Here is a 14,496-nt window from a genome sequence, read left to right as displayed (position 1 = left end):
TCCCTCCCCGGAAACGCCTCGGTTAGCGTTCGTGCAGGGAAAGTGTGGTGGGATGGACCGTCGCCGGATGAGCTCAGCGGTTGCCCGCCGGCTGACTGGACTGCTCGCAGCCGGTCTGCTGGTCGCTGCCGTGACCGGGCTCATCAAGCTCGGCGAGCCCCACGTCCCGACGCTCAGCCTGCTGGTGCTGTATCTGCTCGCGGTACTGCCCATCGCGATCTTCCGGGGTACGCCACTCGCCGTCGTCACGGCCGTGCTCAGCGTGTGGGCGTACGCGTACTTCTTCGTCAGCCCGCTGCACTCCCTCCTACTGGCTGACGCCCAGAACGGGATCGGCTTGGGCGTGTTTCTCGTAACTGCGGTGGTCGTGGGCGAGCTTGCGGCTCGGCTACGGCGGGCGGCGCTGGAGGCCCGACGGCTGTCGAACGAACAGTCCGCGCTCCGGCGGGTCGCCACTCAGGTGGCTCATGGGGTGGCGCCCGGTGTCCTGTTCACAGCCGTGACCGAAGAGGTGGGGCGACTCTGCGACGCTGATCTCGCGCGGATGGAGCGGTACGAACCGGACGGGACGGTCACCGGTGTCGGGGCTTGGAGCCGGGTGCCCGCCCATCTGGCCGTCGGCGAGCGGTTCGATCTCGACGGTCTGAGCATCGCCCGTGAGGTACGCCGCCACGCCGGACCGATCCGGTTGGACAGCTTCGCCGGTGCATCGGGCGCGATCGCGCAGGAGGCGCAGACCCTCGGAATCCGTTCCTCGATCGGCTGCCCGATCACGGTGGGCGGCCGGCTCTGGGGGGTCGTGGCCGCCTCGAAGACCAACGACGTACCCTTCCCGGCCGCGACCGAGGCACAGATCGCGGGCTTCACCGAGCTCGTCGCCACCGCGATCGAGAACGCGGAGGCCCGGGCCGAACTGATGGCATCCCGCGCCCGTGTGGTGGTCACCGCCGACCGGACGCGCCGCCAGATCGAGCGTAATCTGCATGACGGTGCACAGCAGCGGCTCGTCTCACTCGCGCTCCGGCTCCAGACAGCCCAGACCAAAGTGCCGCCTGAGTTGTCCGACCTGAACGCCGAGCTGGACCAGGTTCATGGCGGACTGACCGACGCCTTGGACGAACTCCGCGAGACGGCGCGTGGAATCCACCCGGCGATCCTCGCCGAGGGCGGCCTCAGCCCGGCCCTGAAGTCGCTGGGCCGCCGGTCGACGATCCCCATCCGCCTGACGCTCCGTGCGGAGCCGCGCCTGTCGGAGCGGATCGAGGCGAGTGCCTACTACTTCGTGTCCGAGGCCCTGACCAACGCGGCGAAACACTCGCAGGCTTCGCTGGTCGCGGTCACCACCGACATCACCACCGACAGCACCGGTGACGCGCTCCGCGTCGAGATCCGCGACAACGGACAAGGCGGCGCGGACTTCAGCCGGGGCACCGGGCTGGTCGGCCTCCGTGACCGGGTGGAAGCGCTCGGCGGCCAGCTGAGCCTCGACAGTCCCCGAGGCGCCGGCACCACCTTGACCGCTGAGTTCCCGCTGAGCTGACCTCCGCCGGAGCCAACGTTCGATTGCACAGAGAGTCGCGTTAGCTGGAATGCGCCGCGGCCCCCGGCGCGTGATTCTGGAGCCATGGGGTTGCGTTGTTTCATCGTCGACGACAGCACTGACTTCCTGGACGCTGCCCGGTCCCGCCTCGAAAGTGACGGGGTCACCGTGGTCGGAGTCGCCTCGACGATCGACGAGGCGTTGGCGGAACTGGACGGCGCCGAGCCTGACGTCGTACTCGTCGATGTGAACCTCGGCAGCGAGAGCGGCCTCGATCTGGCCCGGCGGATCCAGACCGAGACGAATGTGGACGCCGCGCAGGTCGTGCTGATCTCCACCCACGCGGCGGAGGACCTGATCGATCTGGTCGAGAGCGTGCCGGTCGCGGCGCTACTGTCCAAGACAGCATTGTCGGGTGTCACTCTTCGCCGGATCCTCGACGACAGGTAGGTCTACCGTGGGGAGATGACGATCGACTCGGCCGTCGACGGCGGTGCGACACGCACCCGCGTGCTCCTGGCCGAGGACGACGTACTCCTGCGCCAGGGGCTGGCCAGCCTCCTCGAGCAGTCGGAGTTCGAGGTCGTCGGACAGACCGGCGACAGCGTGTGGATCCTTCCGCTGGTGCGGGACCTTTCGCCCGACCTGGTCGTGGTGGATATCCGGATGCCACCCACGCACAGCACCGAAGGGCTGGACGCCGCCCGGGAGATCCGGCGCGAGTTCCCTGCCATCGGGATCCTCGTCCTGTCGGCCCACGCCGAGGTCGAGCACGCCATGGAGCTGCTCGCGTCCGGCCAGCGGATCGGCTACCTCCTGAAGAGCCGGGTGGCGGATGTGGGCGACTTCATCGAGACGATGGAGCGGATCCTCAGAGGTGGCTCGGTGATGGACCCGGCCCTGGTCCAGGAACTGGTCAACGCCCGCCGGGCCGACGATCCGCTCGCCGAGCTCAGTCCACGAGAGCACGAGGTGCTCGCACTGATGGCCGAGGGCCGCTCCAACTCGGGCATCGCACGCCGGCTGTGGGTGACCGAAGCGACTGTGGAGAAACACGTCCGGCATGTCTTCGTCAAGCTACGGCTCCCCGAGACCAGCGACGACCATCGCCGGGTGCTGGCTGTGGTCCGGTATCTCGACGCCCACTGAGTACGGGTCAGCCAGCCGCCAGAATTCGGGTTAGCAGGTAGCCCATCTGGACGCTGGCAGTGCTGCCCGGCCGCCCTCCGATAGCGGATCGTATTGACGAGATCAGCGGCCTGGGGAACGACCAGAGGGACCGATCGCGATGTTCACGACAAGGCCCCGCCTTGGAGCCGACTGGTGGCGGACCGCAGTCATATACCAGGTTTACCTGCGCAGCTTCCACGACTCCGACGGTGACGGTGTCGGTGATCTGGCCGGCGTCCGCGCGAAGCTCCCGTACCTGCAGGCGCTGGGAGTGGACGGCATCTGGCTGAACCCGTTCTACCCCTCACCGCAGCACGACCACGGGTACGACGTGTCCGACTACTTCTCGGTCGATCCCCGCTACGGCACGCTCGACGGTTTCGACCGTCTCGTTCGCGATGCGCACCGGCATGACATGAAGGTCCTCATTGACCTGGTCCCGAACCACTGCTCGACCGAGCATCCCTGGTTCACTGCGGCGCTGGCCGCAGAACCTGGGAGCCCAGAGCGCGAGCGGTTCCACTTCGCCGACGGCCGGGGCGAGGAACCACCCAACAACTGGCGATCCGTCTTCGGCGGCCCGGCCTGGCAACAGGTTCCCGACGGCCAGTGGTACCTGCACAGCTTCGCGCCGGAGCAGGCCGACTTCAACTGGCGCCACCCGGACGTCGCGGCGTACTTCGAGCAGGTACTGCGATTCTGGCTCGAGCGCGGTGTCGACGGCGTCCGCATCGACGTGGCGCACGGGTTGCACAAGGCAGCCGGACTGCCGGACCACGGGCAGGCGATCGACGACGAGCTCACGGGCGATCCGCTCAACCCGCACGCATGGAACCAGCCCGAGGTGCACGACGTGTGGCGCCGGTGGCGGCAGATCACCGACGGGTACTCGGCGTTCACCGGCCGCGAACGCGTGCTGATCGGCGAGGTCGGCGTACTGGACACCCGGCAACTCGCGCTGTACCAGCGGCCGGACGAACTGCATCAGACCTTCTACTTCGAGTTCCTCCGCGCGCATTGGGACGCGCAGATTCTCTCCGATGTCGTCGACCGCGGGCTGGGCACGATCCAGGACGCCGGCTCTTCGGTCGCCTGGGTGCTGAACAACCACGACATGCCGAGATCCGTCACCCGCTACGGCGGTGGGGTCCCAGGCTCACACGCCGGGGACGTCGATCTCGGGACCGCACGTGCGCGGGCGAGTGCGCTGCTGATGCTCGCGCTACCGGGAGCGGCGTACCTCTATCAAGGCGAGGAGCTCGGTCTGCCCGAGGTCACGGATCTGCCGGACAGTGTGCTGACGGATCCGATGTTCTACCGCAGCAACGGGGCGCGGCGGGGCCGGGACGGCTGCCGGATTCCGTTGCCCTGGTCAGCCGGCCAGGATGCTTTCGGCTTCTCCTGGTCGGATCCCTGGCTGCCGCAGCCTGACTGGTTCGCCACGCATGCTGTGGACCATCAGCTGGGCTGGGGCGAATCGATGCTGCATCTGTACCGCGAGGCACTCGGTGTACGCCGGCGGCTTCCGGCGCTGGCCTCGAACGACTTCGAATGGCTGGCGACCGAACCCGGCGTACTGGCCTTCACCCGCGGCGACGGTTTCTGCTGCGTCGTCAACTGCTCGTCGAGAGTGGTCGCTCCGCCGGTCGACGGCGAACTACTGCTCGCGAGTCACCAGGAAGCGGGCGACAAACTCTCGCCCAACAGCGCGGCGTGGTACCTGCTCTCGTCGCCGACCCCCACCTAGCAGGCGGGCCTGGCGTCTTGAGAACCCCTCCAACACCTCGGCGCCAGGCCCGCCCTTCCAAGGAGTTCCGATGCGACAGATTCGGATAGCCAAAGTCATCCGCAAAAAAGACCGCCGGTACGACGACGCCGCGGTGCTCCCGCTCGACCCCAGGGACCCGGACATCGTCCGCGCCAAGCAAGCAAATCTCAGACGTACCAGGTCGGCCGGTAAATAAGTCCCCGGCGTGTGCTCACCCCGCCGGGGGGATGCTCGGCCGGAGCCGAGGTGCTGATGATGGCAGGTCAGCAGGTGGGGCGTGGCTAAGGAGTCGTCGTGAGCGAGGCGGAGCGGTCGTACGAGAAGAGCGCCGAGTTGTTCGGCAGCAGTTTTCTTGCCCGGGAGGTGCCGACCCGCGACTTTCCGTCGGCGGGGATGACCGCGACCGATGCGCTGCGGCTGGTGGCCGAGGACCTGGCGCTCGAGGGGTTGCCGGCGCGCAACCTGGCCACGTTCGTCACCACCTGGATGGAGCCGGAGGCGCAGAAGCTGATCGCGTTCAACCTGCACCGGAACTTCATCGACCACGCTGAGTATCCGCGGACCGCCGAGCTCGAGCAGCGCTGCATCCGGATGCTGGCGGACCTCTTCCACGCCCCGGGCGAGACCACGGGCGCGCGGACGCAGGGCTCGTCCGAGGCGATCATGCTCGGCGCGCTGTCGCTGAAGTGGAACTGGCGCCAGCGCCGCCGCGACGCGGGCCTGCCGACCGACAATCCGAACCTCGTGTTCGGCGGCGACGTCCACGTGGTCTGGGAGAAGTTCTGCCGGTACTTCGACGTCGAGCCGCGGATCGTGCCGCTCCAGCCCGGCAAGTACACGATCGGCCCGGAGGACGTCGAGCCGCACATCGACGAGAACACGATCGGCGTCGCGGCCGTCCTCGGTACGACGTTCACCGGTCACAAGGACGACATCGGCGGCATCAACGACCTGCTGGTCCGGATCAAGAAGGAGCGGAAGCTCGACGTACCGCTGCACGTGGACGGTGCCAGCGGCGCCTTCGTCTGGCCGTTCCTGTACCCGCACTCGGAGTGGGACTTCCGGCTCGAGCAGGTGCGGTCGATCAACACCTCCGGGCACAAGTTCGGCCTCGTGTACCCCGGCATCGGCTGGCTGATCTTCCGGACCAAGGACGACCTCAACCCCGACCTGGTGTTCAACGAGAACTACCTCGGCAAGACGGACTCGACGTTCACGCTGAACTTCTCGACCGGGTCGGCGATGGTGGTCGCGCAGTACTACAACTTCGTCCGCTACGGCCGCCCCGGCTACACCTACATCATGGAGAACATGCAGCGGAACGCGGAGGTGCTCGCCGACAAACTCGAGAAGATGGGCGACTTCCGGGTGATCGGGCGCGAGTTCGAGCAGCTTCCGCTGGTCGCGTTCAGACTGACCGACGGGCATTCGTACGACGAGTTCGACGTCGCCTGGCAGTTGTCGGCCGAGCGCGGCTGGATGGTTCCGGCGTACACGATGCCGCCGGACGCGCAGGACGTGAAGATCATGCGGGCCCTGGTCAAGCAGACCCTGAGCCGCGAGCAGGTCGACACCCTCGCGCGGGACATCGAGGATGCGTGCCGGACGCTGGAGAAGAAGGGCGGGGCGCACGAGTCGGAGCGACAGAAGATGGTGGTCGGCTCCGGCCACTGAGCCGGAACCGTGAACACTTCAGGCCTGCCGATCGAGGTGCCGCCGGACGCGACGGATCTGGTGGTCGAAGGGCCGCGCCCGTTCATCACCCGCGTGCAGTACCGCCGTGCCGACGGCCGGCTGGTGCAGTGGGAGGCGCGAGCCCGCCGCAAGGCGGCAGGTGCACGCGGATTCGGTACGACGTGGTGGATCGGACTGCTGTTCGCCATCGGATCGGCGTGTTTCGTGATCGGGCCGATCCCGGCGTACGCGAAGGCCGTCGGCGGGCACGTCGATGCGCTCACGTACTTCGTCGGCTCGCTGTTCTTCACGTCGGGCGCGTACCTGTCGTACCTGCAGGTGGTGCGGCAGGCCGGCCATCGCTGGTTCGCCTGGGCGCCGCGGAGTCCCGGATTCTGGGCCTGTGCGATCCAGTTGGCCGGCACGCTCTACTTCAACGTGACCACGCTCGCCGGGCTGTTCGACGTACCGTCCGATCTGGCGAACCGGATCGTCTGGCGTCCGGACGCGATCGGCTCGGTGTGCTTCCTGCTCTCGTCGGCGATCGCGTTCGCGGAAGCCGGCCACCGCTGGTGGTCGTGGCGGCCCGGTGAGCGCGACTGGCACATCACCGCCCTCAACCTGTGGGGCTCGGTCTTCTTCGCCCTGTCCGCGATCGGCGCGCACTACGACCCGGCCGGCTCCATCTCCAACGTCCAACTCGCCAACGCCGGCACCTTCCTCGGCGCCGTCTGCTTCCTCATCGCCTCCCTCCTCACAATGCCCGAGGGCCGCACCGCAGCGACACCATCCGATTCCCCTGACACTGTTCGTGATCGCGAACGTTAAGACCCGGCGTGCCACGATGGATGGATGGAGGAAGCTCGCGACCTGCTGGACGCGCAACGGCGCCAAGCACTGCAACGGCTGGCGAGCCTGACGGGCGACTTCCATGAGGTGATCGCTGCCTCACGAGACTCGAACGCTGACGACGAGCACGACCCCGAGGGCGCAACTCTCGCCTTCGAGAGATCTCAGGTCACGTCGCTCGTGCAACAGGTCCAGACGCAGCTGACGGAGATCGACGCAGCCTTCGACCGACTATCCGCCAGCACCTACGGCTCACATCCGTCACCCGGCTGACCAACGTCCCGGACTATCACGTCACCACCGACGAGGCCGTCGCGCCGGTCGAGTACAACTACAAGGACAAGGCCACGCTGGTCGAGAAGGGCAGTCCCTGGTACGCCAGCGGGGAGTGGCAGGGAGTCAGTGTCTTCCTGCGCGACGGTGACGATGTCTACCACACGTACTCCGCCTACGAGCGCGGGATCGACCTGTACAGCGTCACCCGCCGGCCTGGGCACCACGGAGGCCTGGCGACCGCCTTGTGACGCTCCGTTTGAAACGACTTGATGTAAGGCCTCGACAGAGTCCACCTAGCTCTCCGCGAAGTCTTGACAGCCGGTTGTGATGAAACTTACTCTTCGAAAGTCTCGGAGCTAGCCCGAAACTTTCAGTTGGCGGGTCTGTGAAAGTGCGCCCAAGCTGTCCGGACAACTCGAACCCCGCCGATCTCGAAGAGGAGAATCATGGCCTTCGTGTCTTCGACGCCGATGAAGCGTCGCCATTTCCTGGGGCTGGCCGCTGCCGCTACCGGCGGGGTATTAGGTCTTTCCGCATGTAGCAAGGACGGCGGGGGGAGCGGGTCCGCCGAAGACCTGAAGGATCAGGCCGCCGGCGCAATGGACGGATTCGCCGCGGACAGCCAGTTCACGGCAACCGCACCGTTCACGATCTCCATGCTGTGGACAGACTGGCCCGACCTGCCGGTACAGAAGACGTGGCAGGTGTTCGAAGAGATCAAGAAGCGTACAAAGGTCGAACTGAAGCTGACCCACATCCCGTTCAGCGACGCCACCGAGAAGCGAAGCCTGCTGCTCAGCGCCGGTGACGCCCCATCAGCGATCCCACTCATCTATACCGGTGATGAGACGCCGTTCGTATCTTCTGGGGCGATCCTGCCGATGAGTGACTACGTCCAGCACATGCCCAACTTCCAGAAGTACGTCAAGGAGTGGGATCTGCAGGGCATGATCGACAACCTGAAACAGGCCGACGGGAAGTACTACATGGTGCCCGGCCTGCAAGAGGTGTCCGTGCCGGTGTTCACGTTGATCATCCGCAAAGATGTGTTCGACAAGGTTGGAGCACCGCGTCCTGAAACCTGGGACGACCTTCGAACCGGCCTGCGCCTGATCAAGCAGAAGTACCCGGACTCGAAGCCGTTGGCCGACGGGTTCGAGGCGCAGTCGTTGATCAACTACGCGGCACACGCTTTCGGAACCCAGGCAGGCTGGGGGTTCGGTGACGGAACGATGCCCAACGCTTCCGGCGACCTGGAGTACTGCGCGATCGGCGACGGTTACAAGCAGATGCTCGAATACTTCAACAGCCTGGTAACGGACGGCTTGCTCGATGAGGAGTCGTTGACCGCGAGCAACGACGGCAGCGGCGGCGGTAGCGTCGCGGAGAAGATCGCCCAGAACAAGGTATTCGCTGCATCGGGATCGAACGGCACGGTGATCGATTTCGCGAAGGCGCTCAACGAGACCGTCGGCGCGGGTAACTTCGAACTGCTACAGATCGCGCCACCCGGAGGGCCGGCCGGCATGGTCGTGGAACCGCGGAACTTCTGGCACGGCTTCTGCCTCAACTCCAAATTGAAGGATTCGGAGAACCTCCTGGCCACCTTGCAGTTCATGGACTGGATGTATTACAGCCCGGATGCTCGCGAGTTCTGGCGGTGGGGCGTCAAGGACCAGACATACACCAAGGACGCCAGCGGCAAGATCACGCTCAAGCCGCAGTACTCGCTGGGTGCCTTCAACATCAACCCGAAGGGCAAGACCGACATCCAGAAAGCGCTCGGCTTCTCCACCTTCCCCGCGGAGGCAACCGAGTCCAGAGCCCTGAAAGAGTCCTACAACTCCAAGGACTTCGTCGACTACATCGACACCGTGCTCAAGACCCGGAAACCTCGCGATCCCAATCCGCCGGCGCCCCTGACCGAAGGTGAGTTGGAGCAGGCAACCTTGCTCGCGACACCGCTCAAGGACGCGGTCGACACCAACACCCTGAAGTTCATCCTCGGCAAGCGCCCGCTGAGCGAGTGGGACAAGTATCAGTCCGAGCTGAAGGCCAAAGGCCTGGACCAGTACCTCGAGATCAAGAACAAGGCTCGCCAGCGGTTCAAGAAAGAGCACGGCTGACCATGATCCCGCAGGCGCTGAGAGGCAGGCATCGACGTGACTGTCACCGGAGGTGACTCCGCCGTAAAACCCGTGGGTCGTGTCGGCGAAGACGCGACCAGGACGCTCACCACAGGTCTCCGTGACGGGACCTCGGTCGAGAACAAGCGAGCCAGGAAGTCCGGTACGCCGCATCGCTCGTGGCGGCACGATCTGCGCCGCGATTGGCAGCTGTATGCGTTGGCGATCCTGCCGGTGGTCTTCCTCGTCGTCTTCCGGTACGTGCCGATGCTCGGCAATGTGATCGCATTTCGCCGGTTCCGCCCCGGGGGGAGCATCCTCGGGGAGGAATGGGTCGGCCTGCGTTATGTCAGGATGTTCATCCAGGATCCGTCTTTCTGGCACGTCTTCGCCAACACCGCCATCCTCGGTGGCTTGACTATGGTCGTGACGTTCCCGCTGCCGATCGTCCTGTCCTTGATGATCAACGAGGTACGCCGATCCCACTTCAAGAAGCTCGTGCAGTCGATCACCTACCTCCCACACTTCTTGTCGGTGGTGATCGTCGCCGGCATGACGATCCAGCTTCTTTCGACAACCGGCACGGCAAACCAGTTGATCACCGCCTTCGGCGGCGACGCGATCCCGTTCCTGCAGCGGCCTGAATGGTTCCGCACGATCTATGTAGGCACCGAGGTCTGGCAGACAGTCGGCTGGGGGACAATCCTGTATCTGGCCGCGCTGACGACTGTCGATGACAGCTTGTACGAGGCGGCGGCCATCGACGGTGCGAGTCGGCTGCGGCAGACTTGGCACGTCACACTGCCGGGCATCCGGCCAACCATGATCACGTTGCTGATTCTCAATATCGGGTCGTTCCTTGCGGTTGGGTTCGAAAAGGTGCTGCTGCTGTACAACCCGTTGACCTACTCGACCGCCGACGTCATCTCGACCTATCTGTATCGGGTGGGCCTGATGTCGAACAACCTCAGCTACGCCGCAGCCATCGGCCTGTTCCAAGCCCTGATCGGACTGGCAATGGTGCTGACTGCAAACGGAGTTTCACGACGACTGGTGGGAGCGAGCTTATGGTGACCCACGCCCCCCGACCAACAGCCGAGCTGAAGGCGGCGACACCTCGTCGTACCATCGGAATGCGCGACTCCCGGGGCTATCGCGTCTTCCGGGTCGCAAACGCCGCGGCCCTGATCGCCTTGTGTGCGCTCATGCTGTACCCGTTCATCACGGTGCTGGCCCAGTCATTCAGTTCCGAGGGTGCGATCAAAGCAGGGAAAGTGAGCTTCCTGCCGGTCGGCTTCAATGTCGAGACCTACCGGGCGGTGGTCGGGGACGGCACCTTCTGGCGCAACTACGCCAACACGTTCACCTACACCGTTGTCGGCACACTGATCGCCATGGTCCTGACGACGACGTTCGCCTTCGTACTGTCCAAGCCGCATCTCCGCGGTCGCAATCTTCTGATCGGCATAGCGGTTTTCACGATGTTCTTCAATGGCGGCATCGTGCCGAACTATGTACTTATCTCGGCGTTGGGCATGAAGAATACGATGTGGTCGATCGTGTTGCCGGGTGCGATGTCGGTATTCAACCTGCTGGTGATGAAATCGTTCTTCGAGAGCCTTCCCAAAGACCTCGAAGAAGCAGCTCAGATCGACGGACTCGGCTGGTTCGGAATCTTCTTCCGCATCGTCCTCCCGTTGTCCAAGGCGATCATCGCCACGATGGTCCTGTTCTACGCCGTCGCCTACTGGAATGACTGGTTCGCGGCCTTCCTCTACCTCGATCAGAGCGACAAGTTTCCAGTCACACTGTTCCTGCGCAACCTGATCGCCGGCGCCTCGACAACGGCCAGCGAAGGGGCGGCCGCGGCAGGCACCACCACCGCCGCGGTCTCGGCGAACATCCAGGCGGTGACCATGATCCTGACCATCATCCCCATCCTGTGCGTCTATCCCTTCGTGCAGCGTCACTTCGTCAAAGGCGTGATGCTCGGTTCGGTGAAGGGGTAGAGCCATCAGAGACCTCGCACGCAACCGAGACACGTCGGCATGACCCGGGTCGATCAGAGCGATGAGATAGGGGCGGGCATCCTGTCGCGGCTCGCCGCCGCGGTCTACCGCTACATGATTCTCGCCGTGTTCGGATTCCTGAACGCCCTGCCGACGTTGATCTTGTGGACGTTCCTCCGGGCCGACGCATCGAACATGGTGTTGTTCATGGCCGCTCTGCTGCCCATCGGCCCGGCCGGATCGGCAGCGGTCTATGCGTTGCGAGCTTGGAGGGATTCCCCGGATCTCCAGCCTTCGAAGGCACTGATTCGTGGCTACCGACTCAATCTCTTCGACACACTGAAATGGTGGGTCCCGGTCCTGGCCGTTGCAACGCCGCTCATGATGAACGTCGTCCTCGCCGGTGACGCCGGGGTGTGGCCAGCGGTGCGACCGGTCAGTCTCGCTCTGATCGTTTTGATGGGCATCTGGTCGGCCCAGTTGCTCGTCGTCACGTCGTTGTTCTCTTTCCGCACGCGTGACGCGATGAGGATCGCGACTGTTGAGGCCATCGGCCAATGGCGAGCGAGTCTTGGTTTTCTGGCCCTGATGGTCGTCGCGGCGGCCGTTGTCGGGTTGTGGTCCGAGGCTGTGCTGGCCCTGATGGGTTGGGCGTTCGTCTGCCTGCTATGGCTCATTGCCAAGCCGATCGAGGCCGACGTGGCCGCGAGATTCATCCGCGCTGAGTGAGCTGAACCAGCCACGGTGTCCCGCGAAACCAGCTCCTGCAACGAGGGATTGAAATGACGCCTGCGCTCGATGAAGGAAGCGCCTATGAGCACCGTCAGACCCGCGCGATGATCACCGTGGCCGGTCCTGATGGTAGGCCGCTGGCTGACCAGCCGGTTCGGATTCGCCAACTCCGACACGCTTTCGGCTTCGGCTGCACGGCTCCGGACATGAGATCGGAAGGCACGCCTTTGCCGGCATCGTGGCTCGCGCTCTTCGACACCGCGACCCTTGCGTTCTACTGGGGGCGCTATGAACCGGAGCCAGGGCACACCGAGCGTGATCGTCTGCTTCTGGCTGCTCAGAAACTCGCTGACAGAGGTGTCCGGTTGAAGGGCCATCCGTTGGTATGGCACACGGTCAAGCCACAGTGGGCCGACGCGTTGCCGTTGACTGAGGCGGAACAGACGCTACGCAGACGGATCCGCCGTGAGGTCGGCGAATTCAAGGGACTGATCGACACCTGGGATGTGATCAACGAGACCGTGATCATGCCGGTGTTCGGCAATGAGCCGGACGGCGTGCGCAACGCGGTGACACGGATGTGCGCCGACAAGGGGCGAGTCGAGATGGTTCGGATGGCTGTCGACGAGGCCCGGAGTGCGAACGAGGGTGCAACCCTGGTGATCAACGACTTTGATCTTGGTCCTCAATACGAAGCATTGCTCGCTGAACTACTCGACGCCGGAGTCGACATCGATGTGATCGGCCTGCAGTCCCATATGCACCAGGGATTCCGCGGGGAGGAGTATCTCGTAGACGTCTGCGACCGGTTTGCCCAATTCGGCCTTCCACTGCACTGGACCGAAACGACCCTGGTGTCGGGCGACCTGATGCCATCCGAGGTAAACGACCTCAACGACTATCGGGTCGAACGCTGGCCGAGCACAGCCGAGGGTGAACTTCGCCAAGCTGACGAGATCGTCAGGCACTACCGCACCCTGGTGTCGCATCCGGCCGTGCAGGCCGTCACCTACTGGGGATTCGACGACGCGAGCGCCTGGTTGGGAGCACCCTGCGGCTTGATTCGCGCCGACGGATCGGAGAAGCCGGCGTATCACGCGCTGCGGTCGTTGGTACGCGACGAATGGTGGGTTGCCGACACCGAGGAGATCACCGACACCGAAGGCCGGATCGCGTTGACGGCCTTCGCCGGAGACTTCGAATTCTCGGTGGGCGATTTGACGGGGACCGCGCATCTTCCGGTCGGTGCCGTGCGAACCGAGGCGAGACTGGGCAGCTCAAGCCCGTCGTAGCTGTCAGCCGGCCGGGGGCCCAGTCGTCTTCCGCACGATCAGTTCGGTCCCGAGCTCGACCCGACTGGCCGACAACTGCTCGCCGCGGGACATTGATATGAGCATCTGTGTGGCGACCGTCGCCATTTCCGATAGTGGCTGTCGCACAGTGGTCAACGGCGGAGTCACCCATTCCAACAGTGGGACGTCGTCGTACCCGACAACTGAGAGATCCTGAGGCACCCGCAAGCCGAGATCGTCGGCCGCCCGGATGACTCCGAGGGCCTGCGAGTCGGAACCGGCGAAGATCGCCGTCGGTCGTTGCTGTTGCTGCAGCAGCCGGGCCGCGTGTTCGTATCCGGCTGGTGCTTCGAAGTCTCCCCAGCAGATCATCGCGGGATCGACGTGGAGCCCCACCTCGTCGTGGGCGGATCGGAAGCCGTCGACACGGGCCCGGCTGCACAACACGTCTTCAGGACCTGAGATGACAGCGATCCTGGTATGCCCGAGGCCGATGAGGTGCCGGGTAGCTGAGAGACCGCCACTCCAGTTGTTCGATCCGACCGACGGCACCTCACTGGGCGGCTCGCCGTCCGTGTCGACGACGACGAACGGGATGGACCGCGAACTCAATTGGTGGCGTTGCATCTCGTCAAGACCGGAGAGGACCAGCAAAACGCCCAGCGGCCGGCGCGCCATGATGCTGTCCAGCCACTCCTGATCCGGCCGATGAGAGCCTCCGAGTTCAGACAGCACGATACTGATCTGCTCGGGAGCTGCAGCTCGCTCTACGCCGACGATGATCGCCTGTGCCCAGGCACTGCCGAACCAATGAAACACGACATCGATCAGCTGGCTGGAGCGAGCGGCTGCATTCGAAGCCACGGGTTTGCGGTACTGATGCCGGGTCAAGGCCTCTTCGACTCGAGTCCTCGTCGCTGCGGCCACGTCGCTGCGCCCGTTGAGGACCCGTGAGACGGTTGGGACAGAAACCCCGACTTCGGCCGCTATCGCCGCGATCGTCGCTCGATCCTTGGCCACCGAACTACCTCCCGTGCGACGTCTGAAACTTTCGGGGCAA

At 64.8% G+C, this 14,496-nt stretch carries 14 protein-coding genes and 1 pseudogene; 13 read left to right on the top strand and 2 right to left on the bottom strand.

Annotated elements, in window-relative coordinates:
* Positions 1-67: 67 nt before the first annotated feature.
* From ABT313_RS01085 to ABT313_RS01025, 13 genes are all read left to right on the top strand, one after another.
* Positions 68-1,540 carry a sensor histidine kinase gene (locus ABT313_RS01085; protein WP_350847300.1) on the top strand — a complete coding sequence of 491 codons (1,473 nt, stop codon included), beginning with the start codon at positions 68-70 and terminating at the stop codon, positions 1,538-1,540.
* Positions 1,541-1,624: 84 nt separating this feature from the next.
* Complete coding sequence (locus ABT313_RS01080) at positions 1,625-1,990, top strand: response regulator (RefSeq protein WP_350847299.1); 366 nt, start codon at positions 1,625-1,627, stop codon at positions 1,988-1,990.
* Positions 1,991-2,005: 15 nt separating this feature from the next.
* Positions 2,006-2,689 carry a response regulator gene (locus tag ABT313_RS01075; protein WP_350847297.1) on the top strand — a complete coding sequence of 228 codons (684 nt, stop codon included), beginning with the start codon at positions 2,006-2,008 and terminating at the stop codon, positions 2,687-2,689.
* 139 nt (positions 2,690-2,828) lie between these two features.
* Complete coding sequence (locus ABT313_RS01070) at positions 2,829-4,457, top strand: glycoside hydrolase family 13 protein (RefSeq protein ID WP_350847296.1); 1,629 nt, start codon at positions 2,829-2,831, stop codon at positions 4,455-4,457.
* A gap of 315 nt (positions 4,458-4,772) precedes the next feature.
* The gene (gad, locus tag ABT313_RS01065) at positions 4,773-6,152 is read left to right on the top strand and encodes a glutamate decarboxylase (protein WP_350847294.1); all 1,380 of its coding nucleotides are present in this window, start codon (positions 4,773-4,775) and stop codon (positions 6,150-6,152) included.
* 9 nt (positions 6,153-6,161) lie between these two features.
* A complete protein-coding gene (locus ABT313_RS01060; RefSeq protein WP_350847292.1) occupies positions 6,162-6,980 on the top strand; it encodes a hypothetical protein in 819 nt (272 codons plus the stop codon).
* A gap of 24 nt (positions 6,981-7,004) precedes the next feature.
* On the top strand, positions 7,005-7,274 hold the full coding sequence (locus ABT313_RS01055) for a TraR/DksA C4-type zinc finger protein (RefSeq protein ID WP_350847290.1): 270 nt from the start codon (positions 7,005-7,007) through the stop codon (positions 7,272-7,274).
* Positions 7,163-7,525 carry a DUF899 family protein gene (locus ABT313_RS01050; RefSeq protein ID WP_350849828.1) on the top strand — a complete coding sequence of 121 codons (363 nt, stop codon included), beginning with the start codon at positions 7,163-7,165 and terminating at the stop codon, positions 7,523-7,525. Before ABT313_RS01055 ends, ABT313_RS01050 begins: the two co-directional genes overlap by 112 nt.
* A gap of 198 nt (positions 7,526-7,723) precedes the next feature.
* Entirely contained in the window at positions 7,724-9,403 is a 1,680-nt protein-coding gene (locus ABT313_RS01045) for an ABC transporter substrate-binding protein (RefSeq protein WP_350847288.1), read from the top strand.
* Between the two features lie 219 nt (positions 9,404-9,622).
* A complete protein-coding gene (locus ABT313_RS01040; protein WP_350847286.1) occupies positions 9,623-10,477 on the top strand; it encodes an ABC transporter permease in 855 nt (284 codons plus the stop codon).
* Positions 10,471-11,412 (top strand): carbohydrate ABC transporter permease, encoded by a 942-nt coding sequence (locus ABT313_RS01035; RefSeq protein WP_350847284.1) that lies wholly within the window; start codon positions 10,471-10,473, stop codon positions 11,410-11,412. The genes ABT313_RS01040 and ABT313_RS01035 overlap by 7 nt, the downstream gene beginning before the upstream one ends.
* 39 nt (positions 11,413-11,451) lie before the next feature.
* Complete coding sequence (locus ABT313_RS01030; RefSeq protein ID WP_350847282.1) at positions 11,452-12,141, top strand: hypothetical protein; 690 nt, start codon at positions 11,452-11,454, stop codon at positions 12,139-12,141.
* 53 nt (positions 12,142-12,194) lie between these two features.
* Positions 12,195-13,436: an endo-1,4-beta-xylanase gene (locus tag ABT313_RS01025; protein ID WP_350847280.1), complete on the top strand. Its 1,242-nt coding sequence runs from the start codon at positions 12,195-12,197 to the stop codon at positions 13,434-13,436.
* A 3-nt stretch (positions 13,437-13,439) separates the two neighbouring features.
* Here the strand turns inward: ABT313_RS01025 and ABT313_RS01020 are convergent, their stop codons facing one another.
* Both ABT313_RS01020 and ABT313_RS01015 read right to left on the bottom strand, forming a co-directional pair.
* The gene (locus ABT313_RS01020; RefSeq protein WP_350849826.1) at positions 13,440-14,300 is read right to left on the bottom strand and encodes a substrate-binding domain-containing protein; all 861 of its coding nucleotides are present in this window, start codon (positions 14,298-14,300) and stop codon (positions 13,440-13,442) included.
* 18 nt (positions 14,301-14,318) lie between these two features.
* Positions 14,319-14,456 (bottom strand): annotated as a pseudogene (locus ABT313_RS01015) (LacI family DNA-binding transcriptional regulator); the annotation flags it as partial.
* Positions 14,457-14,496: the final 40 nt, after the last annotated feature.

It is taken from the genome of Kribbella sp. NPDC000426 (assembly GCF_040300265.1).
Taxonomy (GTDB): Bacteria; Actinomycetota; Actinomycetes; order Propionibacteriales; family Kribbellaceae; genus Kribbella.
Note: the sequence above shows the minus strand (reverse complement) of the source record. Positions and strands in the feature narration are given on the sequence as shown.

Bases quoted from the DNA above. Each gene is read 5' to 3' on its own strand.
- ABT313_RS01085 (WP_350847300.1), top strand. From the start codon at position 68: ATGAGCTCAGCGGTTGCCCGCCGGCTGACTGGACTGCTCGCAGCCGGT.
- ABT313_RS01080 (WP_350847299.1), top strand. From the start codon at position 1,625: ATGGGGTTGCGTTGTTTCATCGTCGACGACAGCACTGACTTCCTGGAC.
- ABT313_RS01075 (WP_350847297.1), top strand. From the start codon at position 2,006: ATGACGATCGACTCGGCCGTCGACGGCGGTGCGACACGCACCCGCGTG.
- ABT313_RS01070 (WP_350847296.1), top strand. From the start codon at position 2,829: ATGTTCACGACAAGGCCCCGCCTTGGAGCCGACTGGTGGCGGACCGCA.
- ABT313_RS01055 (WP_350847290.1), top strand. From the start codon at position 7,005: ATGGAGGAAGCTCGCGACCTGCTGGACGCGCAACGGCGCCAAGCACTG.
- ABT313_RS01045 (WP_350847288.1), top strand. From the start codon at position 7,724: ATGGCCTTCGTGTCTTCGACGCCGATGAAGCGTCGCCATTTCCTGGGG.
- ABT313_RS01035 (WP_350847284.1), top strand. From the start codon at position 10,471: ATGGTGACCCACGCCCCCCGACCAACAGCCGAGCTGAAGGCGGCGACA.
- ABT313_RS01030 (WP_350847282.1), top strand. From the start codon at position 11,452: ATGACCCGGGTCGATCAGAGCGATGAGATAGGGGCGGGCATCCTGTCG.
- ABT313_RS01025 (WP_350847280.1), top strand. From the start codon at position 12,195: ATGACGCCTGCGCTCGATGAAGGAAGCGCCTATGAGCACCGTCAGACC.